Source organism: Shinella sp. S4-D37 (genome assembly GCF_040812195.1).
Classification (GTDB): Bacteria; Pseudomonadota; Alphaproteobacteria; order Rhizobiales; family Rhizobiaceae; genus Shinella.
Genome location: NZ_JBFNXL010000001.1, coordinates 198,410 through 219,085 on the forward strand (window position 1 = coordinate 198,410; position 20,676 = coordinate 219,085).

Annotated in this window: 19 protein-coding genes, 3 pseudogenes and 1 other annotated feature; of the genes and pseudogenes, 10 read left to right on the forward strand and 12 right to left on the reverse strand. The window is 60.6% G+C overall.

Annotated elements, in window-relative coordinates; translation table 11 throughout:
- Positions 1-232 precede the first annotated feature (232 nt).
- Positions 233-685: a hypothetical protein gene (locus AB3G45_RS01025; protein ID WP_367828802.1), complete on the forward strand. Its 453-nt coding sequence runs from the start codon at positions 233-235 to the stop codon at positions 683-685.
- Positions 686-712: 27 nt separating this feature from the next.
- Here the strand turns inward: AB3G45_RS01025 and AB3G45_RS01030 are convergent, their stop codons facing one another.
- The 4 genes from AB3G45_RS01030 to AB3G45_RS01045 are packed head-to-tail and all read right to left on the reverse strand — an operon-like array spanning position 713 to position 3,719.
- Positions 713-1,276, reverse strand: coding sequence for a YecA family protein (locus AB3G45_RS01030; RefSeq protein ID WP_064334525.1), 564 nt, complete (start codon positions 1,274-1,276; stop codon positions 713-715).
- Positions 1,273-2,847 carry an IS66 family transposase gene (locus tag AB3G45_RS01035; RefSeq protein WP_160788236.1) on the reverse strand — a complete coding sequence of 525 codons (1,575 nt, stop codon included), beginning with the start codon at positions 2,845-2,847 and terminating at the stop codon, positions 1,273-1,275. Before AB3G45_RS01035 ends, AB3G45_RS01030 begins: the two co-directional genes overlap by 4 nt.
- A gap of 48 nt (positions 2,848-2,895) precedes the next feature.
- Positions 2,896-3,252 (reverse strand): IS66 family insertion sequence element accessory protein TnpB, encoded by a 357-nt coding sequence (gene tnpB, locus AB3G45_RS01040; protein ID WP_160788235.1) that lies wholly within the window; start codon positions 3,250-3,252, stop codon positions 2,896-2,898.
- A complete protein-coding gene (locus tag AB3G45_RS01045) occupies positions 3,249-3,719 on the reverse strand; it encodes a transposase (RefSeq protein WP_160788234.1) in 471 nt (156 codons plus the stop codon). Before AB3G45_RS01045 ends, tnpB begins: the two co-directional genes overlap by 4 nt.
- 116 nt (positions 3,720-3,835) lie before the next feature.
- On the opposite strand from AB3G45_RS01045, the gene AB3G45_RS01050 reads away from it, so the two are divergent.
- Both AB3G45_RS01050 and AB3G45_RS01055 read left to right on the forward strand, forming a co-directional pair.
- Complete coding sequence (locus AB3G45_RS01050) at positions 3,836-3,970, forward strand: helix-turn-helix domain-containing protein (protein WP_367828803.1); 135 nt, start codon at positions 3,836-3,838, stop codon at positions 3,968-3,970.
- Between the two features lie 112 nt (positions 3,971-4,082).
- Positions 4,083-4,459 (forward strand): annotated as a pseudogene (locus AB3G45_RS01055) (IS701 family transposase); the annotation flags it as partial.
- A gap of 170 nt (positions 4,460-4,629) precedes the next feature.
- Here the strand turns inward: AB3G45_RS01055 and AB3G45_RS01060 are convergent.
- The 6 genes and pseudogenes from AB3G45_RS01060 to AB3G45_RS01085 form a co-directional block, all read right to left on the reverse strand.
- The gene (locus AB3G45_RS01060) at positions 4,630-5,577 is read right to left on the reverse strand and encodes a sugar-binding transcriptional regulator (protein ID WP_367828804.1); all 948 of its coding nucleotides are present in this window, start codon (positions 5,575-5,577) and stop codon (positions 4,630-4,632) included.
- 56 nt (positions 5,578-5,633) lie between these two features.
- Complete coding sequence (locus AB3G45_RS01065; protein WP_367828805.1) at positions 5,634-6,383, reverse strand: HAD family hydrolase; 750 nt, start codon at positions 6,381-6,383, stop codon at positions 5,634-5,636.
- 223 nt (positions 6,384-6,606) lie between these two features.
- A complete protein-coding gene (locus AB3G45_RS01070) occupies positions 6,607-7,629 on the reverse strand; it encodes an ABC transporter substrate-binding protein (protein WP_367828806.1) in 1,023 nt (340 codons plus the stop codon).
- Between the two features lie 21 nt (positions 7,630-7,650).
- Positions 7,651-8,724, reverse strand: coding sequence for an ABC transporter ATP-binding protein (locus AB3G45_RS01075; protein ID WP_367828807.1), 1,074 nt, complete (start codon positions 8,722-8,724; stop codon positions 7,651-7,653).
- An 11-nt stretch (positions 8,725-8,735) separates the two neighbouring features.
- Positions 8,736-10,988 (reverse strand): ABC transporter permease, encoded by a 2,253-nt coding sequence (locus AB3G45_RS01080; protein WP_367828808.1) that lies wholly within the window; start codon positions 10,986-10,988, stop codon positions 8,736-8,738.
- A gap of 212 nt (positions 10,989-11,200) precedes the next feature.
- Positions 11,201-11,574, reverse strand: a pseudogene (locus tag AB3G45_RS01085) (ATP-binding protein); the annotation flags it as partial.
- 469 nt (positions 11,575-12,043) lie between these two features.
- Here AB3G45_RS01085 and AB3G45_RS01090 point away from each other — a divergent pair.
- The gene (locus AB3G45_RS01090) at positions 12,044-12,700 is read left to right on the forward strand and encodes a recombinase family protein (RefSeq protein ID WP_367828809.1); all 657 of its coding nucleotides are present in this window, start codon (positions 12,044-12,046) and stop codon (positions 12,698-12,700) included.
- Positions 12,655-13,056, forward strand: a complete 402-nt coding sequence (locus tag AB3G45_RS01095) for a recombinase family protein (protein ID WP_367828810.1) — start codon at positions 12,655-12,657, stop codon at positions 13,054-13,056. The genes AB3G45_RS01090 and AB3G45_RS01095 overlap by 46 nt, the downstream gene beginning before the upstream one ends.
- On the opposite strand, the pseudogene AB3G45_RS01100 reads toward AB3G45_RS01095, so the two are convergent.
- A pseudogene (locus tag AB3G45_RS01100) lies at positions 13,020-14,250 on the reverse strand (IS3 family transposase). The gene AB3G45_RS01095 and the pseudogene AB3G45_RS01100 overlap by 37 nt on opposite strands.
- Positions 13,850-13,966, reverse strand: a sequence feature (AL1L pseudoknot). Its footprint overlaps the pseudogene before it by 117 nt.
- Here AB3G45_RS01100 and AB3G45_RS01105 point away from each other — a divergent pair.
- Positions 14,179-15,147 (forward strand): hypothetical protein, encoded by a 969-nt coding sequence (locus AB3G45_RS01105; protein WP_367828811.1) that lies wholly within the window; start codon positions 14,179-14,181, stop codon positions 15,145-15,147. The pseudogene AB3G45_RS01100 and the gene AB3G45_RS01105 overlap by 72 nt on opposite strands.
- Positions 15,148-15,352: 205 nt before the next feature.
- Here AB3G45_RS01105 and AB3G45_RS01110 read toward each other — a convergent pair whose 3' ends face one another.
- Positions 15,353-16,384: a LacI family DNA-binding transcriptional regulator gene (locus AB3G45_RS01110; protein ID WP_367828812.1), complete on the reverse strand. Its 1,032-nt coding sequence runs from the start codon at positions 16,382-16,384 to the stop codon at positions 15,353-15,355.
- 210 nt (positions 16,385-16,594) lie between these two features.
- Here AB3G45_RS01110 and AB3G45_RS01115 point away from each other — a divergent pair, with 210 nt between their 5' ends.
- From AB3G45_RS01115 to AB3G45_RS01130, 4 genes are all read left to right on the forward strand, one after another.
- On the forward strand, positions 16,595-17,887 hold the full coding sequence (locus AB3G45_RS01115) for a sugar ABC transporter substrate-binding protein (protein WP_367828813.1): 1,293 nt from the start codon (positions 16,595-16,597) through the stop codon (positions 17,885-17,887).
- A 71-nt stretch (positions 17,888-17,958) separates the two neighbouring features.
- Positions 17,959-18,834: a carbohydrate ABC transporter permease gene (locus tag AB3G45_RS01120; protein ID WP_367828814.1), complete on the forward strand. Its 876-nt coding sequence runs from the start codon at positions 17,959-17,961 to the stop codon at positions 18,832-18,834.
- A gap of 10 nt (positions 18,835-18,844) precedes the next feature.
- Positions 18,845-19,669, forward strand: coding sequence for a carbohydrate ABC transporter permease (locus AB3G45_RS01125; protein ID WP_064333952.1), 825 nt, complete (start codon positions 18,845-18,847; stop codon positions 19,667-19,669).
- A gap of 5 nt (positions 19,670-19,674) precedes the next feature.
- Complete coding sequence (locus AB3G45_RS01130; protein WP_367828815.1) at positions 19,675-20,673, forward strand: alcohol dehydrogenase catalytic domain-containing protein; 999 nt, start codon at positions 19,675-19,677, stop codon at positions 20,671-20,673.
- The last annotated feature ends 3 nt before the right edge of the window (positions 20,674-20,676 follow it).

Genomic DNA, 20,676 nt, shown 5'->3' on the forward strand with positions numbered 1-20,676 from the left:
AATACAGCGATTTCCTCAGCCAGGCAGAACTCAAGCCTGACCTCTCATTCATCTTCTTTCTCGACGGATCGTTGGACATCAAGTTGGGAAGCCGCGAATTTGCGATCGGCAATTCGCGACGACCTGAAGGCCTGGTGATTAACCGTGCGGCTCCCGAAGCCTTTACTCGCGTTCTCAAGATGGCCAGCATGTTCGCAAGGCCGTCATCGGGCTCTCGCATGAGTGGCTTGACATGGACAGTATTGCGCCGGTCGCCAGCCATCGCGCCGTGACACGTTTTGCGCACGATCATCTTTCCTCGGTGCACTGGGAGCCTTCGGCCCATCTCTCTACCCTTCTCCAGACACTCATATCGCCACCAATGTACGAGGACTGGCTGCATAGACTGTTTCTGGAAAATCGAGCCATTGAAATCGTCACGGAATCGCTGGCGACCTTTGCCCGTGCCGATGCTGCCAGCCATCCAACCGGAATTTTAAGCCGGCAGGAACATGCCATCCTGACACGTGCCGAGGAGTTCATCGCAAGTCATATTCTGGATGATCTGACGGTCGCCAGCGTGCATCGAAATGCGGGCACCAGCGCCACCGTCCTTCAGCGGCTGATGAGCGCAAAGCATGGAGGCAGTTTGTTCGGCTACATTCGCTTGAAGGTGAGCGCAACGAAGAGCCCACGGCTTCCGTGATTGACTGAATAGGCTTCCGGCTGTCGGTCAGAACTTTTGCTTTGCCCGCTTCGGCATAAAATAGGCTCGGATCTTGACGAGCGCTTCGGCGACGGCAACGGCATCCTGACGGGTCGCGTTCCGTTTTGCCTCGCCGAGCTTGCGGATGGGCGCGACGATATCCCCAGTGACGGCATGACCTCCAAGGACGGGCTGCCAAAGCTTGGGCGCGTACCTTGTTCCCAATAGAAAGCAGAGGTCCCAAGCGAAGGGATCAAAGGTTTGATCATCGATCTTGGTGAACCTGGGCCGATGATCTTTCGGCGTTTCGGCGAGGCTTGCCGATATCCGGTTGTATTCCGCAACGATGGTCTGGACGGCTCGATGCTCGGTTGTTTCCATTGGCAGGTTCAGGGCATCCGGGCCAGTCAGCTCCGGGATCCACTGACGCGGGTCGATAAACCTCGGGCCGATGATGAGAGCCGTGAGATAGCCGTCGAGGCCGCTCATCGACCAGATCGGCGAGACTGGACGGCGTGCCCTGATAAACGCCTCGAACGCCTCGTCATCGAGCTTCGGTCGTGCCGTAGCCCCTTGGCTGTTCTGTGTCATGCCGCCCGTCGCTCCTGATCTGCAATGCTCTCGCGGTTGGCCTTCCAGGTCCATGGAAAGAGCGTATCCATCTGGTTCGCGGTCACCTTGCCGGAGATGATGCGCTCGAGCACGTCGGCAAGCCAAGCTTCGGGGTCTACACTATTGAGCTTTGCCGTGTTGACGAGCGATGCGAGGACCGCGAACGTCTTGCCACCGCGTTCGCTGCCCACGAACAACGAGTTCTTCCTCGTCAGAGCCACCGATTTCATCGAACGCTCGACCACATTGGAGTCCACTTCGATCCGGCCATCCTCCAGGAAGGCTGCCAGTCCGTTCCAGTGGTTGAGCGTGTAGGTGACGGCCTTGCCAAGCGCCGATTTCGACGACACCTCGTCGCTCAGTTCGGTGAGCTGGGCCTTCAGTTCGCTCATGATGGGCGCTGCCTCGCGACGCCGCACCGTGAGCCGGGTATCGGCATTTTCGCCGCGCAGTTTCGCTTCGATCCGATAGAGCTCGGCAATCCTGGCAAGGATCGACAGGGCCTCAGCAGACCCGGTCATCTTGACGATTTCGACGAACTTGCGTCGGGCATGGGCAAGGCAGAAGGCCAGCCGCATGGGAGCGACATTGCTCCTCCCCCGGCGCTTGGCCAAGGTTTTATAGGCTTGGTACCCATCGACCTGGAGCACGCCGGCAAACGACGACAATTGCCCCTCGACCTCGCGCGCGCTGCGGCTTTCGGCAAAAGTATAGGCCACCGCCGGCGGCGCCGGACCATTCCATGGCCGATCGTCGACCGCCTGCGCCCAAAGTTGGCAGACCTTGGTTCGCTTACGCCCCGGATCAAGCCGCGGGAGCGGCGTCTCATCACAGAACACCCTTGGCTGGGAGCGGATGAAGGCAAGCAGCGCGTCATAGAGAAGCTCAAGCCACCAGGCGACCCGCGTCACCCAGGCCCCGAGCGTGCCGCGATCGATGATCACGCCGCAGGAGGCAAGCATCTGCGCCTGGCGATGAAGCGGCAAATGCCAGGCGAACTTCGAAACGGCGACATGGGCGGCAAACGCCGTGGTCACCATGCCGCCGTCCATCACACGCGCCGGCGCTGGCGCTTGCACAATGGCACTCTCGCAGGCCCGGCATGCGTAGCGCGGCCGGATCGTCCGCTTCACCCGGACAACCGCCGGCACGATGTCGAGCGCCTCACTGACGTCCGTGCCGATGCAATGCAGCTCGAACGAGCAGCACGGGCAAATCTTGCTCTCCGGCTCGATGAGCTCTTCATACCGTGGGAGATGCCTGGGTAACCGGCCGATGTTGCGCGCCGGCGATCGCCGCTCCTGCTTTCGGCCGTCAGCCACGGGTGCAACATCGTCATTGGCCGCCGCGGGAATGTCGCTGAGATCGCCAAGCTCAAGCGTCGCCTGCTTCGGGTCGATCGCCGTCATCTTCTCCGATTTCGGCCCAAAGAGCTGCCGCTCCAGGAAGGCAACGCGCGCCTTGAGGTCGGCATTCTCTGCATCGAGCGAGAGAATGATTCGGCTCAATTGCGCGGCATCCTGAGGTAAAGGGTCGGGTCGAAGCGGCATGGCAGACCCTAGCACATGACCCTGAATCTTCAAGCAAATCCAATAGGATCAGCCTGCTTTCGTTGGCCGCTTTACGGTGTTTCGCCTGACCCGCGTCCAGTCGATACCGGCCAGCAAAAGGGAGAACTCCTGGCTACTCATCTGCATCGCGCCATCACGGATCGGTGGCCAAACGAACGTGCCAGCCTCCAGCCATTTCGTCGCCAGGATCATGCCTGATCCGTCCCAATAAATGCAGCGCAGGCGATCGAGACGCTTGGCGCGGAACACGAACACGTCACCACAGTAGGGATCAGCTGCAAGCGCTGACGCCACCAGCGCAACAAGCCCATTCATGCCGCGCCGGAAGTCGACCGGCTGCGTCGCCACCATGATCTTCACTCCACCAGGCGAAAGTCCAATCACCGGCGTGCTCGCAACGTTGCCACGATCGCCTGCGCCAATTCGGGCGCCACCGAGCCGATCACGGTCATACGCGCGCCAGCAATCTCGATCTCAATACGCCCCGCGGCGTCATGGGCGACATCCGACGGCGAGTTCTCGCAAGACGTTCTATCGCCAACCACCGTCACCGGCACGAACATGGCCTGCTGTGCGCCGGCTTGCGCGGATCGTCGAGAGGTCAGCCCGGCTTCGCGCCGCCAGACGTTCAGCAGGCCGCGATTGACGCCCCAGCGCCGGGCGATCGCCGAGATGTTCACGTCAGGTTCTGCACTTTCGGCAAGGATCCGCGCCTTCTCCTCGTCGGTCCAATTCCGCCGCTGGCGTCGACCCGTGATCACCTCGATCCGACGATACTTTCCCTCATGCCTGGCTTCATGCATGCCTTCATCCATGGCTTCAAGCATGGCATCAGCGCGATCTTCGACCATCCCGTTCCGCTCCTATCGGTGAAGGAGCTGTTCTCGCGGCCGCGATCGCAAAAGGAAAGGTGGGGTGTTCGTCGCGCTCACGCTTGAAGCGCCTGGAGTTGGTACGGAGCCAGGTCGTGCGCCGGGCACTGTCGATAGAACAAGCGGCATCCATGGCGGGTTGTTCGAATGCGGCGAACTTCACGACCGCGTTCAAGAAAGCCTTCGGCTACACGCCCGGCGTGATTGTCACGCGTTCCAAAAGTAACTGATGCCTGTCTTGCTCATCAAAGCGCATGAGTCCTGGCGTTAACGGAAAGCCGTGCCTCAACGCGCTCAGGAAACCAGACGATCTGCCTCCGACGGCTACCACGTCCTCCAAGCTCACGTCCCGCCCAGGCAATGCTCGAAGATGCGAAATGGCGGCAGGTCAGTTGGTGCCGGGGAACGAAAGGGCGCCTGGTCGCGCGCTTTGCCGCCGTTTGCGTGCACATCGCTGCCGGTCCACCACAGCGCATCGGCGCTCGGGGGCGCAACATATGCCTGATGAGGAGACCTGGATGATAGGCGAGCATCGCTTCAACGGCGAGCGGAAATACTACCTCGCGAATTTACCCGCAGACATTCCCACCAAGAAACTGGCCGGTGCGATCAAGGCACGCTGGATCTGCGCGCAGGCGCATCAGCAATTCAAGGAGGAACTCGGCCTCGACCACTTCGAGGGTCGTTCCTGGATCGGCCATCGCCTTGCGCTCGTGACGAGATCGTGTCCACGTAGGCGGCGGGCGGATGATTGCTACAGTCAACGTTGTTCCCGACCTGGCGCATGCGGTGGTGAGGACGCTGCGGGGTGGCTGCGCATCTTCCATAGGATACGCAATTCGGCAGGTGCGCGCAGCCATCTTGCTAGATGTCGAAACCCCATCAATTGCTAATTCACCAATTCCTGCGCGACCTGTTCGTCGGTTACCAGCCTGTTGATGTATCGGCCACGCAGAATGGAGCGTATGATCGGCAATTTGTTCAATCCGCCGGACGCCAAGATGGAGATCGGCTTTTGGCGCAATTTTTCCAACGGCAGCGCCATGACGCAGCTATTGATCGGGTGGGGAACGATGCCTCCGTCGGCATCCATGAAACAGCCCAGCACTTCGCCGATCGCACCCAAGCTCTCCAATTCGTTCACGAGTTGCTTGACGATCCCGATTGACATGATCGGATTGCGGTCGGACAGGTCGCTGCACGATACCAGACACATTTCCGCTTCTTCGGCGCGCTGCAGAACAGTTGCGATCTGGTCGTAGGAACTCAGTATCTGGCGGCTTTCAGCACTGGGGCAATAGATGGGTGCGGTCAGGTAATAGCACTCTGCGCCAAGCGCATGGGCCACAGCCGTCGACACCTCGAATGTGTTGATGCCAGAGCCGCGGGACACACCGCCCATCAGGCCGACGACCCATGGGTCGGGCCAGCGCAAATCGTCCAGCCGCCTCGCGCAGCAGCTAAGCGTCCTGCCCCAACCGACACCAAGCCCCTTTCGGCCCGACCCCAGTGTATGGACCATGGCCGCGGCCGCCTCTCCGACGACCCGCTGGAGTTCGGCATAATCGGGAACGCTTGGCACGACGCAGACGTCCTCCAGACCGAAACGCTCCTTAAGGGCCTCTTCAAGCGCGACGCATTCGGCAAGCCGCAAACGAATATCAAAGACGACAGAGCCGTCAATCCGCGCCTGACCGATCAGCTTGTTGGCGCGCAGGCGGGTAATCTGTAGCCGCTCTGCGATCTCCTGTTGGGTCAATCCGCCGACGAAATACAGCCAGACGACGCGCGCAGCCAGATGCGCGCTTTCGGTATCGGACAAAGCACTGTCGGGCACATTAAGCCTTTCTTGAAGCGTTTCATGGCCACAGGACAACGCCCGTCATAGTCAAGTCAATCCTCGCACGCAAAACTTTTTTCGGTACTATGTCCTGTCTGCAAGTCCTCGGCCAATTGCCTGTCGATGCTTTCCAATATGTCCAGGATTGCGCCTGCCCCCAAGGCGACGGCATGCGCTCCGTGGTCCGAAAGGGTGGAATGGCGATCTTGCCGCGGATCTTTCGGGTCGATAAATCCAATCGGGATCATTCCGGCAGCAACCGCGGCGGCCATTCCATGCGCGCTGTCGTCTATCATCACGCAGGCGAAGGGGCGCGCTTTGAACCTTTCTGCGCAAAGCAGCAGCAGATCAGGCGCAGGCTTCGGGCGTGAGACCTGCTCGGCGCTGAAGATGTCGGGGGCGAAGGCGTTCCATAGATCAAGCATACCCAGGCTGTTTCTTAGCCGCTCCAGCGTGCTGTTGGACGCCACGCATTTAGGCCGCTTGACCCGGGAAATGGCGTCTTCAATGCCCGGCATTGCTCTCAGACGCTCCTGACACCGCTCATAAAACCTTTCATTGGTGGAACGGGCCAGCGTGGCTGGGTCGGTGACGCCGTATTCAGTGCGGCACATCTCCATAATGCCCGTCATGGGCGTGCCGGTGAATTTCCGGTGTGCCTCCGATGCAGGCAAATCGATGCCCAAATCTTTCAGTGTTTCGGAAATGGTCGCGCTGAAAAGATACTCACTGTCGATCAGCACGCCATCGCAATCAAATATGATCAGGTCTATGTTGCTGAGGTACATGTTCTTGTTCGTCACACCTGTTTCCTTGCTGTTTCATGTCAGATCTGCGTGGGGTGGAAAATCAGTTACGCACACGCAGGGATGACCTAGCCTCACGGCACGGATAGGGCTTCGGTCACCGACCGGCTGAAGCCCATGCCGGGAAATGCTTTCTGGAGTTCTTCTGTTGGACGCCGATCAAAGGGCGAGAGGGTCGCACAGGCAAAGCGCCGACAAACTTCGCCTGTGCGGCCTCAGATCAGTGGTTAATGTTTACCTCGTCTTCCCAACGCTGGATTAACCGCGCGCGTTCGTCCTTTGCGGCGAATTTGGCGTAGTCGTAGTCGATCAGCTTGGCGGTGCTCAGCACTTCGGTTCCCTGCGGCCGCTTGGAGTTCACGTTTGCCGGATCATGGAGCAAGCCACCCTGGGCCGCCGCCGACAGCCCGTCGGGCGTCAGCGCCCACTCATAAAACGCGATTGCGTTTTCGGGATTGGGTCCACCCTTCACAATCGACATGCCATCGACGCCGGCGGCTGTCCCCTCGCAGGGCAATGCCAATTCGATGGGAAAGCCGGCATTCTTTTCAACGAGAATATCCTGGGCATAGTTGATGCCCACCGTGGTCTCGCCGCGCGCAACCGCCTTGCCCGGCGCAACGCCGGACTTGGTGTAGCTGTTGACGTTCGCGTTCAGGGCTTTGAGGTAATCGAAAGCCTTATCCTCGCCCATCATCTGAACCAGCGATGCGATGACCTGATAGGCGGTCCCGGAAGAGTTCGGATTAGAGATCTGAACCTCGTCTCTGAACTCCGGCCTGATGAGATCAGACCAGCATTGCGGTGCCTCGATCCCAAGCTTCTCGATCAGCTCCGGGTTGTAGGCGATGCCGAGAGTGATGGAATAGATGCCGATCGTACGCCTGTTGCTCGCTTCGAAAATGGCTTTCGACCAAGGCGCAAGATCATCGAGGTTCTGGGGCTCATAAGCGATGGTCAAGCCTTCCTCGTCGGCGACGAAGTGGGAATCGACGATGCCGCCCCACCACACATCAGCCTTGGGGTTCTGAGCTTCGGCTCTGATCTGCGCCAGAATTTCGCCGGTCTGTTTCTGAAGAATCTGAACGTCGATCCCGGTTTCCCGCTTGAAACCGTTGGCGAGCTCCTGGCAGACGCTCCCGGGCAGGGGGCAATAGACAACCACACTGCCATTGGCCATTGCGGGAGCCGACATTAACCCAAGAGCCAAGAGCGGTCCGGCAGTCATAGCTAATCTTTTCATTCTTTCCTCCTTGTTGGCAGTTTATGCGTGAGAATTTCCGGGAATGATGACCGACCCCCGCGCGGCGAACCGAACACCGACCGGGTCACCGACCCGGCGCAACACTTGATCATCCGAGACCACGGCGAAGATCGTTCCCGCCTCGGTATCGACAACATACTCGTTCGTGGCTCCCATATAGGCGGCGGTCGAGATGATGCCCTTGATCGCCCCTTGCTGGTCGTCGGACAGGCTGACCGCATGGGGCCGGACGATAATGTCCACCTCGTCTTCCTTGGCCCCACGATGGGGCAGGTTCAGCTCGAACTGGGCGATCCGCGCCGAGGCAAGGTCACCGTTTCTGGACACGATCCTGGCCGACAGGCGATTGGCCTCGCCCATGAACGATCCGACGAACGTGCTGTCAGGCTGTTCATAAAGCTCTTGCGGCGTCCCCACCTGGGCGATACCGGCGTTTCGCATGACGACGATGCGATCTGAAACAGCAAGTGCCTCGGCCTGATCATGCGTCACATAGACGACGGTGATGCCAAGCCGCTGCTGCAAAGCCCGGATCTCCTCCCGCATCGTGCGCCGCAGACTGGTGTCAAGGTTCGACAAAGGCTCATCGAACAGCAGCACATCGGGATTCAGAACCAACGCACGCGCGACCGCAACACGTTGCTGCTGCCCGCCCGACATTTCCGAAGGCATCCGTGTGCCGAGATTGGAGAGACCGACCGTCTCAAGCGCCTCTTGCGCGCGCTGGCGTGCCACGCCCTTCTGGACACTCGTTGAAACCAATCCGTAGGCCACATTGTCGGCTACACTCATGTGCGGGAAAAGCGCGTAGCTTTGAAAGACCATCGACACGTTGCGTTCGCGGGCGGAGAGGTTTGTAACGTCCTTTCCGCCGATGAAAATCTCACCGCCGCTTGGTCGTTCAAGACCGGCGATCATCCTCAGCAATGTCGTCTTGCCGCAGCCTGACGGACCCAGAAGGGTCACCAGCGTGCCTGCGGATATGGTCAGGTCAAGTGGCTTGACTGCATTGAACGCGCCGTAGTGTTTCGAGATACCGCGCAATTCCAAAGCGGCAGGGTTCTTGTTGGACATCAGATTACACCTCAGGCTTGAGCTTTGGCTGGATAGATGGCCGGAGCGGCCTCCCGCCGACCAATACGGCGTTTCCCGACCAGAAGATTGATGATGGCGACGGCCACGATCATGATTGCGATAAGGACTGTGCAATAGGCCATGGCGAGGCCGTAATCACCGTTGATGGCACTGTTTATGATCATCACCGTTGCCAGATTGTATTCGGCAGACGCCAGGAAGATCACCGCGCTGACCGTCGTCATCGAGCGAACGAAAGAGTAGATAAGCGCGGTGGTAAGCGCGGACTTGACCAGCGGAAAGGTAACCGCAGTCAGCGTCCTGTATGCCGACGCGCCAAGCGTGGTCGACGCTTCATCCAGGCTTTTGTCGACCTGGCTCAACCCGGCCATGCCCGAACGGACGCCGACCGGCAGGTTTCGGAAAACGAATGCCGCGATCAGGATGAACCCCGTGCCGGTCAGCTCAAGCGGCGGGACATTATAGGTCAGGATATAGGCGACGCCGATGACGGTCCCGGGGACGCAGAAACTCAGCATCACGCTGAACTCCAGCATCCTGCGGCCCGCAAATCTTTGCCGTGTGAACAGCCACGCGGCAACCAGTCCGATGGCGGCGGTGATCGGCGCCGCGATCACGGCAAGCTCGACGGTAGTGAACAGCGAATTCCATGCACGCCCGGTCCAGAACGCAGCTGCGCTTTGTGTCATATCGACCGACAGGGCGCGTCCGAAGTGATCAAGGGTAAGCGTCCAATCTCTGCCCCAGGTCGTTACAAAGCCGCCCAGAATCGCAAGACCGTAGATCGCCACGCTGAGAACGGCCCACGGGATGGCAATCGCGAAGGCCGTACGGCGCACCCCCGCCGGAAGCGGTTGCGGCAAGCCGCCGTCGCCCTTGCCCGACATGGTGACGTAGGATTTCCCGCCGACGATGCGTTGCTGAACCAGGAACGCAACCAGGGCGAAGGTCAGCAGAATAAGCGCCAGCGCCGCCGTCTGCCCGAAATCCGCCTGGGCGCCGACAACAGAGAAATAAATCTCTGTGGACAGCACGTTGAATGACGCCCCCAGCAACAGCGGATTGCCGAAATCCGCAAGACTTTCGATGAACGAAATGAGGAACGCATTCGCGATGCCCGGCATCATCAGGGGAAGCGAGACCGTCCAGAACGTCCGTCGCGGAGAGGCGCGTAGCGTCTGCGTTGCTTCCTCAAGCGTCGGGGAGACGCCCTCGACAACACCGATGAGGATAAGGAAGGCTATCGGCGTGAAGCTGAAGGTCTGGGCAAGCCACACACCGTCGAAGCCATATATCCAGCGCCCGGCGCGTATGTGGAACGCCCATTCGATCCACTGGTTGATGACTCCGGATCTGCCGAAGATCAGGATAAGACCCATGCCCACGATGAAGGACGGCGTGATGATCGGCAGGATCGTCAGCAGCCGAAGGCTTTTCCTGAACCGGAAATTGGTGCGTGCCACGATCAGCGCGAACGCTAGCCCAAGGATCGTGCATGACGAGGCGGTCAGGAAGGCAAGCGCAAGCGTATTCCATGCAGTGCCGCATGCCCCTGTGTTAGTGACGCAGCTCAGGCCCCAAATCCTGTTCGTCAGCACTCTCTGACCGACGGCAGTATCCTCTGCTCCGAAAAGCTGACCAAACAGGGTCATGACCGGCCAAACGGTAAAGATAAGGATGACAAGCGACAGGCAGCCGACGGCGGCAGCCACGAAATAATCACCACCGAACTTGCCTTGCCGTGCAAGGCCGCCCGTCAATAGCAGCAAGAAACAGATAATCGCGCCAGCAGCACCGATGCCAAGATTGCCCTGCCTGACGTCCAGCGGCCCGAAGGCGTCCACCAACCAGCTTCCATTCCATCCGTGCAAGCCGATCGCCCAAGCTTGCAGCAAGGTCATCGCAAGGCCAACCGCACCCCCACTGGCCAGCAAGATGTCTCCGCGGCGCCTGTCTGGAGTTAAAACCGAGAATACCGGCGCGATGGCTGCAGCCACGATCGGCCAAAGCCACCAGTGTCCGCCGAAGATGGCCGATGCCAATGCCGATGCATTGTTCTCGTCCCGGGCAAAGAGCCCCATAAATATGCCAAGGTCAAAACTGGACCTGTACCAAGGCAGCATCACAACCGACAGGCATAGCATAGACCACCATGTCGTTGCGAATCTGGCTCCCCTTTGCATGCGACCACTCTCCTCCCGTGAATTCAAATGCATTATTATTTTTACATTCGTATCCGTCAACGGATTTTTCCTGGTCCGAACAAGATTTGTCTCGCAGACACGCTCCGGCCAAACGCACGGTGAACGTCAGGCGGCGGGCATGAGGCGGGAAAGTGGCGCAGGCTTGAAGCCCTCCGGCATCTGCTACCCGGCGCCGCAGGTGTTGGTTTCCACGTGGAACTGAGCTGGTTTTTCCACCGAGAAGTGAGCCACCTCTGAGTATGGTTTTCTGATCAGGCTTTGGTCAAGGGATTGGCTTTCTCTCCTCTCTTTTGTGCCGCTGCAGCCGAGCTGGCTTTGAAACGGAAGCTGTCGTTTCCGGTTTCCAGGATATGGCAACGGTGGTTCGCTCATAAAGCTTGCTCAACAGATAGAAGAGCAATGCGCCCCCTGAAGCACTGAACGGAAGGTATCCGAGTTCATCGAGGATCAGCAGATCGAGGCGAACCAGGGTCTCTGCAATCTGGCCTGCCTTGCCTTTGGCCTTCTCCTGCTCGAGCGCATTGACCAATTCGATGGTCGAGAAGAAGCGGACCTTTCTGCGGTGATGCTCGATCGCCTGAACACCAAGGGCGGTTGCCACGTGGGTTTTGCCTGTGCCGGTCGGATTGGGCTCATAATGCCCGTTATCAGGATGGCGGGGCAAAGAAATTTGTCCGCTACGCCTTTCATCCGCGTGCGGGCGCGGAGATTTTCGTCACGGGTCGCCAGCGTTATTGTGGCGAGCCGGCTTATGTGGGGCGACAACCGGATGGCAGCCTGGCGCTGATCCCGATCTGGATGACAGAAGAGATTGCGCTGACCATGACGGTGCAGGAAGCACCTCGTTTTCCGCTTTCATGCCTGCGCGACCTGCGCCACGAGATCGATGCATGTCTACGCTTCCTGCAGAGCGACTCACGCCAGGCAGGAGATGATCATGCAACGCATACAATGCCGAACCGAGCAGCCAGACCTGTTTGCCACGAAGGCTCCACCATCGAGTCTTCCAGGCGAAGTCCGCGAGCGCGCTCTCGCGCTGATCGAGACCTTGCTGAGGGAAACGATGCTAAGCCAGACGGGGCGGGAGACAGATCATGAAGATCACCGCTGAACATCTCGCACGTGGCGCTTATGTCTATGTCCGGCAGTCCACGGCCGATCAGCTCGTCAACAATCCCGAAAGCCGGCGACGCCAATATGGCCTTGCCGAGCGAGCGCGATCTCTTGGCTGGAACGACGCCACCGTCATTGACGAAGATCTGGGCCGTTCAGGCTCCGGTATCAGCCGCCCAGGTTTTGAGAAGCTTCTCGCGGCGATCTGCGAAGGTCGGGCGGGTGCGGTCCTTGCCATTGAAGCCTCCCGGCTGGCTCGCAACGGCCGTGACTGGCATACGCTCATCGAATTCTGCGGCCTTGTCGGAACGCTCATCGTAGATGAAGACGGCATCTACGAGCCCCGCCATCCCAACGACAGGCTGCTGCTCAGCATGAAGGGCACGATGAGCGAACTGGAGTTTTCGATCCTGCGGGCGCGCTCGATCGAAGCCCTGAAGCAAAAGGTGCGAAGGGGCGAACTCTTTCTGGCGGTGGCCATCGGCTACGTAAAATCCGGTCGTAACAGGGTCGAGAAAAACCCTATCTGCGGGTGCGCGAGGCAATCGATCTTGTATTCCGGCGTTTTGACGAACTGCAGAGCATCAGACAGGTGCACCTGTGGCTGCGCGGTGAAGGGATCATGCTTCCAGCCGTAAATTACGCGCGCGAGGCAGAGCGGACGATCGTGTGGAAGTTGCCCGTCTACAATACCGTGCATCACATTCTCACCAACCCGATCTACGGCGGAGCCTATGCATTCGGGCGAACCTGCAGCAAAGTCACTATCGAGGCCGGCCGCAAACGGATCTTGCGCGGGATCAGGCGTGACCGCGCCGACTGGGAGGTCTTGCTCATCGACCATCATGAGAGTTACCTGAGCTGGCACGATTTTGAGAGGAATCAGCGCCTGATCACGGACAATGCCACAAGCAAAGGTGAACCGCGCCGGCTTTACCGGAGACCGTTTGGTTTAAGTTATGCGGCCATGGCTGGTGCGTCCAGCCTGGCGTAATATCGGTCTTCGGCCTCGGCGGGCGGTATGTTGCCGATGGGCTCCAGAAGGCGGCGGTTGTTGAACCAGTCGACCCATTCCAGGGTGGCGAACTCCACGGCTTCGAAGTTTCGCCACGGTCCTCGCCGATGGATGACCTCAGCCTTGTAAAGACCGTTGATCGTCTGTCGGAAGCGTTGTCATAGGAGTCGCCAACGCTTCCGACAGACGGCTCGATGCCCGACTCCGCCAGCCGTTCGGAATAGCGAATGGACACATATTGCGAGCCGCGGTCGGAATGATGAACCAGCCCGCCACGGTGAACGGGCCGCCGATCATGAAGTGCCTGATCGAGGGCATCGAGCACGAAGCCCGCATGGGCAGTCCGGCTTGCTCGCCAATCGACGATGCGACGAGCGAAGGCATCGATCACGAACGCGACGTAAACGAAGCCCTGCCAAGTGGCCACATACGTGAAATCAGAAAGCCAGAGCATGTTCGGCGCGGGAGCGTAGAACTGCCGGTTCACCCGGTCGAGCGGGCATGGCGCGGCCTTGTCCGACACGGTGGTTTTGACGGGTTTGCCGCGAATGACGCCCTGCAACCCCATGCCCCTCATAAGCCTAGCGACTGTGCAGCGGGCGATGTCGTAACCCTCCCGCAGCAACTGCCGCCAAACTTTCCGCACGCCATAGACCTGGAAGTTCTCGTTGAATACCCGGCGTATCTCGACCTTCATGGCAATGTCGCCTCGGGCGCGGGCCGACAAACGATCGACGTCCGTGCGCTTGGCGATGACCTCATAATAGGTGGACGGGGCAATCGGCAGCAATCTGCAGATCGGCTCGACCCCGAGCACCGAGCGGTGTGCATCGATGAAGGAAATCATCGCTTCAGTGGGCCGTCGAGCTCCGCCATCGCAAAATACGCAGAGGCCTTGCGCAAAATCTCGTTGGCTTGACGAAGCTCGCGGTTCTCCCGCTCAAGGGCCTTCATCTTCTCCGCGACGTCGCTCGGCAAACCCGCACGCTTACCGCTGTCCACCTCGGCCTTCTTAACCCATTCATTGAGCGTATGCGCCGAGCAGCCGATTTTGGCCGCGATAGATGAAACGGCTGCCCACCGGGAAGGATGTTCAGCTTCATGCTCCGTTACCATTCGAACGGCGCGGGCCCGGACTTCAGGAGAAAACTTGTTTGTCGTCTTGCTTGTCATAGACCCTACTTCTCACGAGTTGGGATCTCCGGCAAAGCCGGCGCGGTTCAATCTGCAAGACACGACAACGAATTCATCCCGATTAAAAGGGCGCTCTTCGGTGAACAGGCATCGGCCGTCCATCCCCTCTGGAAGGAGGCTTCGCACTTCGGGTACATCACGACGCCGGGACGATCTTTCAGTACGGCGCTCGTCTGTGTCGGCGAGATGGGTCTGGCAGCGACTGCCGCAATCACCGCGCAGGCGATACGCGTTCTCCGTCCGCGAATGGTGGTGATGCTCGGGATGTGCGCTGGGTTCAAAGGTAAGGGCGCAAAAATCCTGGACTCCATCATTGCGACGGAAGCGGCGTGCTGGCAGGACGGAAAGTATGAACATGCGGACGACGCTTCAAAGTTCGACAAGCGGGCAAAGAACCGAAATTGTTCATTGCAGGTTTGCGGAATCATCGAGCATTTCGTTGAGCGTTATGACGAGTCTTTTGCCGCGCTCGCAGCGACGATTTCTTTGGAACGCGAGTTCCTGGATATCAAGTCAGCTTTCGGAGAGGCGGTTCGAGAAACTCCGGCCGTCAAGAACGGGCTTCTGTTGTCCGGCTCTTCGATCGTAGCCGACGACGAAACGCGGACGAAGATCGAAGCTGATTTCGGGACCGCGCTCGGCCTGGAGATGGAAGTTTATGGCATGTACACTGCTGCGTTCAAGTCGATGGGGAAACAGCCTGAGTATTTCGCGATCAAGACGATCGCCGATTTCGCCGATGGCGAAAAAAAGGATCGAGCTCAAGCGCTGGCAAGTACGATATCAGCCCGCGTCTTGATGCGAATGCTCGAACTTGGAAACGCACCCGACAAGTTTGCAATGATCGATGCATCGCCTCGGCTTCTTGAAGAGTGACTGTTGGTTTCCACGCGGAACTGAGCCGCGCCTAACCGGCTCAGTTCCGCGTGTAAACCAACAAGCGGTCCATCGATGTCGTTGGTAAGGCGATGGCGACCGAGCTCGAGGACTGGGGTTTCTAAGTCTTTGATGTCTGCCAGACTTTGGATGAGATCCACGCCAAGCAACAACGGATCGCAGGTTCGTATCCGTTCAAGAGCGTTCACCGTCTATCGTTCATCGGCGGTGCGGTAGACTCCCGCACGACGAGCGCGTAGTCCACCTCGTAGTGCGTGGGAACCTTGTGGCCGTCGATGCGGGCGAGAATGTACTCGCCGGCGCCCTTCCAGGTCAGGTCCGTCGGAACGTGGAGCGTCGTCAAGGCGGGACGCAGGTGGCGGCTCCATTCGAGGTCGTCGAAGCCGACGACCGAGAGGTCGGCGGGGATCTTCAGGCCTCTTCGCTCCGCTTCCAGCATGACGCCGTAGGCGAGTACGTCATTGCCGCAGGCGATGGCCGTCGGGACGCTCGGGCCCATAAGAATCTGCCGCGCGGCTTCCCGCGCATCGTCCAGCGTGTAGCGCACCTCGACGTGCCACGCCTCGGGCAGGTCCAGCCCGTGTTCGGCAAGCGCACGGCGGAACCCCCTTATTCGTGCGCTGGCGCGGTCGTTGTTGCGCTGAAGCGCGCTGACCACGCCGATGCGGCGGTGGCCGATCTCGATGAGATGCATCATGGCGCGATGCGCGGCCGCCTCGTTGTCGACGCCGATGCTCGGATGCGACTGGCTCGGATTGTAGATGCCGACATTGATGAAGGGGACGTCGCGGGCCGCCAGCAGGTCGCGGAGCGCCTGATGGTGACAGTCGCCGCGCAGGATGAGCCCGTCGACGCCGCGGCTGATCAGGTTGCGTGCCTGCTCCAGCTCCACATCGATATCGTAGCCGTTCGTCGAGAGAATGAGCATGTAGCCGCGTGAGGAGAGGAACTTCTGCAGCGACTCGATCCCGCGGGCGAACATGGCATTGTCGATGGTGGGGATGATGGCGCCGATCGTGCGCGTCCTGTTGCTGGACAAAGCCCGTGCCATGCCGTGCGGCACATAGCCGGTCTCGTCTATCACCCGCTGGATGCGGGTGCGCAAATCTTCGCTCACGCTCTGCGGATTGTTGAGGGCGCGCGAAACCGTTGCCGTCGAGACGCCCGAAAGCTTCGCGACTGCCCGGATGCCTGTCTTTTCCTTCTCACTGGTCATGTAATCGCCTGGATTATGTAACGTTACATTGTTGTGTGGCGATCAGTTGGCGAATGTCAAACGAAAACAGCCTTGCAATGCAGCATTACTTTCATGCCTTCCGAGTGTTGACAGCGATGCCTGCGACATAATATGTAACCGGTTACATGGAGATTGCGCTTGGGAGAAGCGCTCGGTCTGCCGCTGGAGAGCGGCCTTTTGGAGGAAGATATGCTGAAAAATCGTTCTATCCCTGCCGTTGTCCTGTCCGTGCTCCTCGCCGGAACGGCGACCTCCGCCTTCGCCTTCGACTGGAAGGCGCACGAAGGTGAAACGGTTTCATTCCTGGCCAACAACAATCCCTGGTCCCAGGCAGTCCTGTCCTACAAGGATGAATTCACCGCGCTGACGGGGATCAACCTGCGGGTCGACTCCTATCAGGAGCAGCAGATGCGCCAGCGCCTCGTCACCGTGCTCAATTCCGGCAGTGACGAGATCGACGTGTTCATGACCCTCGCCTCCCGTGAAGGGCAGCAGTTCGCGGCTTCCGGCTGGTATGCCGACCTTGCGGCCTATACGCAGGGCTCGGTGGCTCCGGAATACGATTTCGCAGGCGTGAGTCCCGCTCTCGTGAAGGCTGCGACATTCGATGGAAAGCTGACCAGCATCCCGCTCAACCTCGAAGGCCCGCTGCTCTACTATCGGACGGATATCTTCGAGAAATGCGGCCTTGCCAAGCCGGCTTCGCTCGACGACGTGCGGGCCGCGGCCGAGAAGATCAAGGCATGCGACGCCAGCGTCACGCCCTTCGCCTCGCGCGGCCTGAAGCCGGCGATCGCCTACACGTTCAGCAACGTCCTACACAATATGGGCGGCACCTACATCGTTGACGGGAAGTCGACGCTCTGCGCGCCGGCGGGCCAGAAGGCCATCGCCTGGTACGGCGACCTGATGCGCGAATACGGGCCGCCCGGCGCGGCGAACTACAGTTTCTACCAGATCTCCGCGCTCTATCGCAGCGGCCGCGCGGCGATGGCCTTCGAATCCTCCAACGAACTGCGCACGATCATGGAGGGCGGCGAGCGCCTGAACGATACGGATGTGATTCCGCTGCCTGCCGGCGAGGCGGGAACCGTCCCGACGGCGATCGGCTGGGGTCTTGCGATTTCCAGCCGCAGCGCCAGGAAGGATGCGGCCTGGTATTTCGTGCAGTGGGCTTCCAGCCCGGAAATGCAGAAGCGTCTGGCGCTCCAGGGTGTTGCCTCGCCGCGCGCCTCCGTCGCCGCCGATGAGGAGTATAAGACCTGGATCGCCGAGGCGCCGGTGCGGGCGAGCTGGCAGGCGGCGCTGGGCGTGCTGGCGTCCGACGGGTCTTCCGAAGTCGGCTACCCCATCGTCGCCAATCCGGAATCGCGGGACTATATCGGCCAGGCCGTGCAGGACGTGCTTCTCGGGCAGCGGTCGGTCGAGGAGGCATGCGCCGCCGCCGACAGCGCGCTCGACGGCCTGATCGCCCGCAAGTAGCGCATCTGCCGGGTCCTGCGTTTCGGCGGGACCCGGTATTCGACGCAATCGCCCACCGGAAGGACCGGACAATGACTCCAGGCTCGACCAACAGCCAGGGACGGCAGCTTGCCGCGCTCTCCGCGCCGGCGGTCCTCTTCACCGTCGCCATGATCGCCTTTCCGGTGGTCTACACGATCTGGCTCGGCTTCCACGCGTTCTCGTCGACGGGGGAGGCGAGCTTTGCAGGCGGCGCCAATTATGCGGCGCTCGTGGCCGACGGCGAGTTCTGGAACGGCCTCTACGTCACCTTCGCACTCTACGCCCTGTCCATGGTCCTGCAGCTCGTCGCCGGCATCTATCTCGCCATGCTGCTGTTTCATTCCAAGCGGTTGTCCGGCCTGTTGCGTTCGTTTCTGATCTCGCCCTTCATGATGCCGCCCGTGGTGGCCGGCATGATGTGGCTCGTCATTCTCGATCCCTCGCTGGGCGCGGCCAACTACATCCTCGTGTCGCTCGGCCTTCCGGCCTCCGAATGGCTGGCCTCTCCGACCTGGGTGATCCCGACCATCGCCCTGATCGATACCTGGCAGTGGGCGCCCTATGTCGCGCTGATCGTTCTCGGCGGGCTGCAGTCCCTGCCGCCCAGCGTCTACGAGGCCGCCCAGATCGACGGCGCCTCCCCGTTCCGCATCTTCCGGCGCATCACCCTGCCGCTGCTGCTGCCGACCATCGTCACGGCCGCCGTGCTGCGAAGCGTCGATCTGCTGCGCTTCTTCGACATTATCTACATCACCACCCAGGGCGGGCCGGGCAATGCCTCGAACACGCTCAACATCTACGGGTTCCGGGTCGGTTTCGAGTTCTTCAACATCGGCTATGCCAGCGCGCTCATGATCACGCTCTCGGCCATCGTGCTGGCCGCCGTGCTCGTGCTCAACCGCCTGCGCAACGCGGTCGCCTGGTAAGGAGACGACGATGAACGACCATTCAAGCCCCCGCTGGGTCCACTGGCTGAACACGCTGCAACTGACCGTCGCGGGCATCCTTATCCTGGCGCCGACCGTCTGGATGGTGCTTTCGTCCTTCAAACCGTCCTTCGAGGTGACGGCCTATCCGCCGACGCTGTTCTTCCAGCCGACCTTCGAGAACTATGTCACGCTGTGGCAGACGACGCCGTTCCTGTCCTATGCGGTCAACAGCTTCGTGGTGACCATCGGATCGACGCTGCTTGGCCTCGCCTTCGGCATCCCGGCCGCCTTCGCCGTCTCCTGGTCGCGCATCACCTGGCCGGCCGTCCTGACGCTTGCCGCGCGGATGGCGCCGGGCACGCTGTTCCTGCTGCCCTGGTACATCATGTTCCGCGAGGTCGGGCTGATCGGCTCTTACACGGCGCTGATCCTCAGCCATGCGGTGATCACCATGCCGATCGTCATCTGGGTGCTGCTTCCCTTCTTCGACAACATTCCGCGCAGCGTCTTCGAGGCGGCGCAGATGGACGGCTGCTCGGTGACCCGCATTCTCTGGCGGATCGCCCTGCCGCTTGTCGGCTCGGGCGTCGCGGTCGCGTCGATCCTCGCCTTCGTCTTCTCGTGGAACTTCTTCCTCTTCTCGCTGATCCTGTCGAACTCCGACACGAAGACGCTGATTGCCGCCGCCTTCAACTTCGTCGGCGAAGGTTCCACCCAGTGGGGCTCGCTGATGGCAGCCGCCACGCTCATCGCGCTGCCGCCGCTCGCGCTCGCGATCCTCGTCCAGCGTTGGCTCGTCGCAGGGCTGACCCTCGGTGCCGTCAAGGGATGATCAGGATGACAGACAGAAAGAATGCCCGCATGCGCGCCTCCGTCTTCCACGGCGACCGCAGGATCACCATCGAAACCCGGGACCTGCCGCCCGTCGGGCAGGGCGAGGTGCTGGTCAAGGTGCTGCGCACCGCGCTCTGCGGCTCGGATTTCAAGCTCTGGTACAAGGGGGCGGAGTTCACCGCCGGCCACGAGATTTTCGGCGTGGTCGAACAGCCGGGCCATCCGCGCCACGGACAGCGCTGCGCGGTCTACATCCCGGTGCATTGCGGCCATTGCGATGCCTGCCGTGCGGGCGACACGCAGATGTGCCTGGAAGTATCGAGCCTGATCGGCTGGAACCGGCCGGGCGGCTATGCGGAATACGTGCCGGTGCCCGAAAACTGCCTGCTGCCGGTGCCCGACGACATCGAGGACGACCTCGCGCCGCTGCTGCTCGACACGATCGGAACGTCGGCCCACGCCGTTCGCTTCGCCATGCCACTCGTTCCTCCCGAAGGGTCTGTGCCGGTCCTCGTGACCGGTGCAGGCCCGGTCGGGCTCGGCGTGGTGCTGGCGCTATCGAGTCTTGGCTATGAGGACATCCATGTCAGCGATCCCAACGAGGAGCGGCTCGCGATCGCCGTTTCCTTCGGTGCGAAGGCCCATCCCGTCGGCGCGCGCGGCAAACGTTTCAAGCTGATCTTCGAATGCTCCGGCGCGCATGTGGCGCGCAATCTCGGCATAGAGCTGGTCCTGCCGCGCGGGGCCCTGATGCTGGTCGGGGAGAACGCCGCGCCCTGGACCATCGAGGAAGGCAAGATCTTCCGCCGCAAGGACTTCTACATGATCCGCACCTTCTATTTCCCGGTCGGCGACTTCGCGCCGAATGTCGAACTGCTGCGCGCCAACAAGGAGCGCTATCGCCGGCTCGTCGACGCCGCCTTCGGTCTCGACGACCTGCCGGAGAATTTCGCCCGCTTCGCCGAAGGCAAGCTCATCAAGCCCGTCCTCTCGTTTGGGTGACAC

What these genes read in the sequence shown, in the direction of transcription:
- AB3G45_RS01070 (WP_367828806.1), bottom strand. Translation starts at nt 7,629, where the DNA reads ATGAAAAGATTAGCTATGACTGCCGGACCGCTCTTGGCTCTTGGGTTA.
- AB3G45_RS01125 (WP_064333952.1), top strand. Translation starts at nt 18,845, where the DNA reads ATGAACGACCATTCAAGCCCCCGCTGGGTCCACTGGCTGAACACGCTG.
- AB3G45_RS01130 (WP_367828815.1), top strand. Translation starts at nt 19,675, where the DNA reads ATGACAGACAGAAAGAATGCCCGCATGCGCGCCTCCGTCTTCCACGGC.
- AB3G45_RS01035 (WP_160788236.1), bottom strand. Translation starts at nt 2,847, where the DNA reads ATGCCGCTTCGACCCGACCCTTTACCTCAGGATGCCGCGCAATTGAGC.
- AB3G45_RS01120 (WP_367828814.1), top strand. Translation starts at nt 17,959, where the DNA reads ATGACTCCAGGCTCGACCAACAGCCAGGGACGGCAGCTTGCCGCGCTC.
- AB3G45_RS01105 (WP_367828811.1), top strand. Translation starts at nt 14,179, where the DNA reads ATGCTCCGTTACCATTCGAACGGCGCGGGCCCGGACTTCAGGAGAAAA.
- AB3G45_RS01090 (WP_367828809.1), top strand. Translation starts at nt 12,044, where the DNA reads ATGAAGATCACCGCTGAACATCTCGCACGTGGCGCTTATGTCTATGTC.
- AB3G45_RS01030 (WP_064334525.1), bottom strand. Translation starts at nt 1,276, where the DNA reads ATGACACAGAACAGCCAAGGGGCTACGGCACGACCGAAGCTCGATGAC.
- AB3G45_RS01075 (WP_367828807.1), bottom strand. Translation starts at nt 8,724, where the DNA reads ATGTCCAACAAGAACCCTGCCGCTTTGGAATTGCGCGGTATCTCGAAA.
- AB3G45_RS01115 (WP_367828813.1), top strand. Translation starts at nt 16,595, where the DNA reads ATGCTGAAAAATCGTTCTATCCCTGCCGTTGTCCTGTCCGTGCTCCTC.
- AB3G45_RS01045 (WP_160788234.1), bottom strand. Translation starts at nt 3,719, where the DNA reads ATGGTCGAAGATCGCGCTGATGCCATGCTTGAAGCCATGGATGAAGGC.
- AB3G45_RS01025 (WP_367828802.1), top strand. Translation starts at nt 233, where the DNA reads ATGGACAGTATTGCGCCGGTCGCCAGCCATCGCGCCGTGACACGTTTT.
- AB3G45_RS01110 (WP_367828812.1), bottom strand. Translation starts at nt 16,384, where the DNA reads ATGACCAGTGAGAAGGAAAAGACAGGCATCCGGGCAGTCGCGAAGCTT.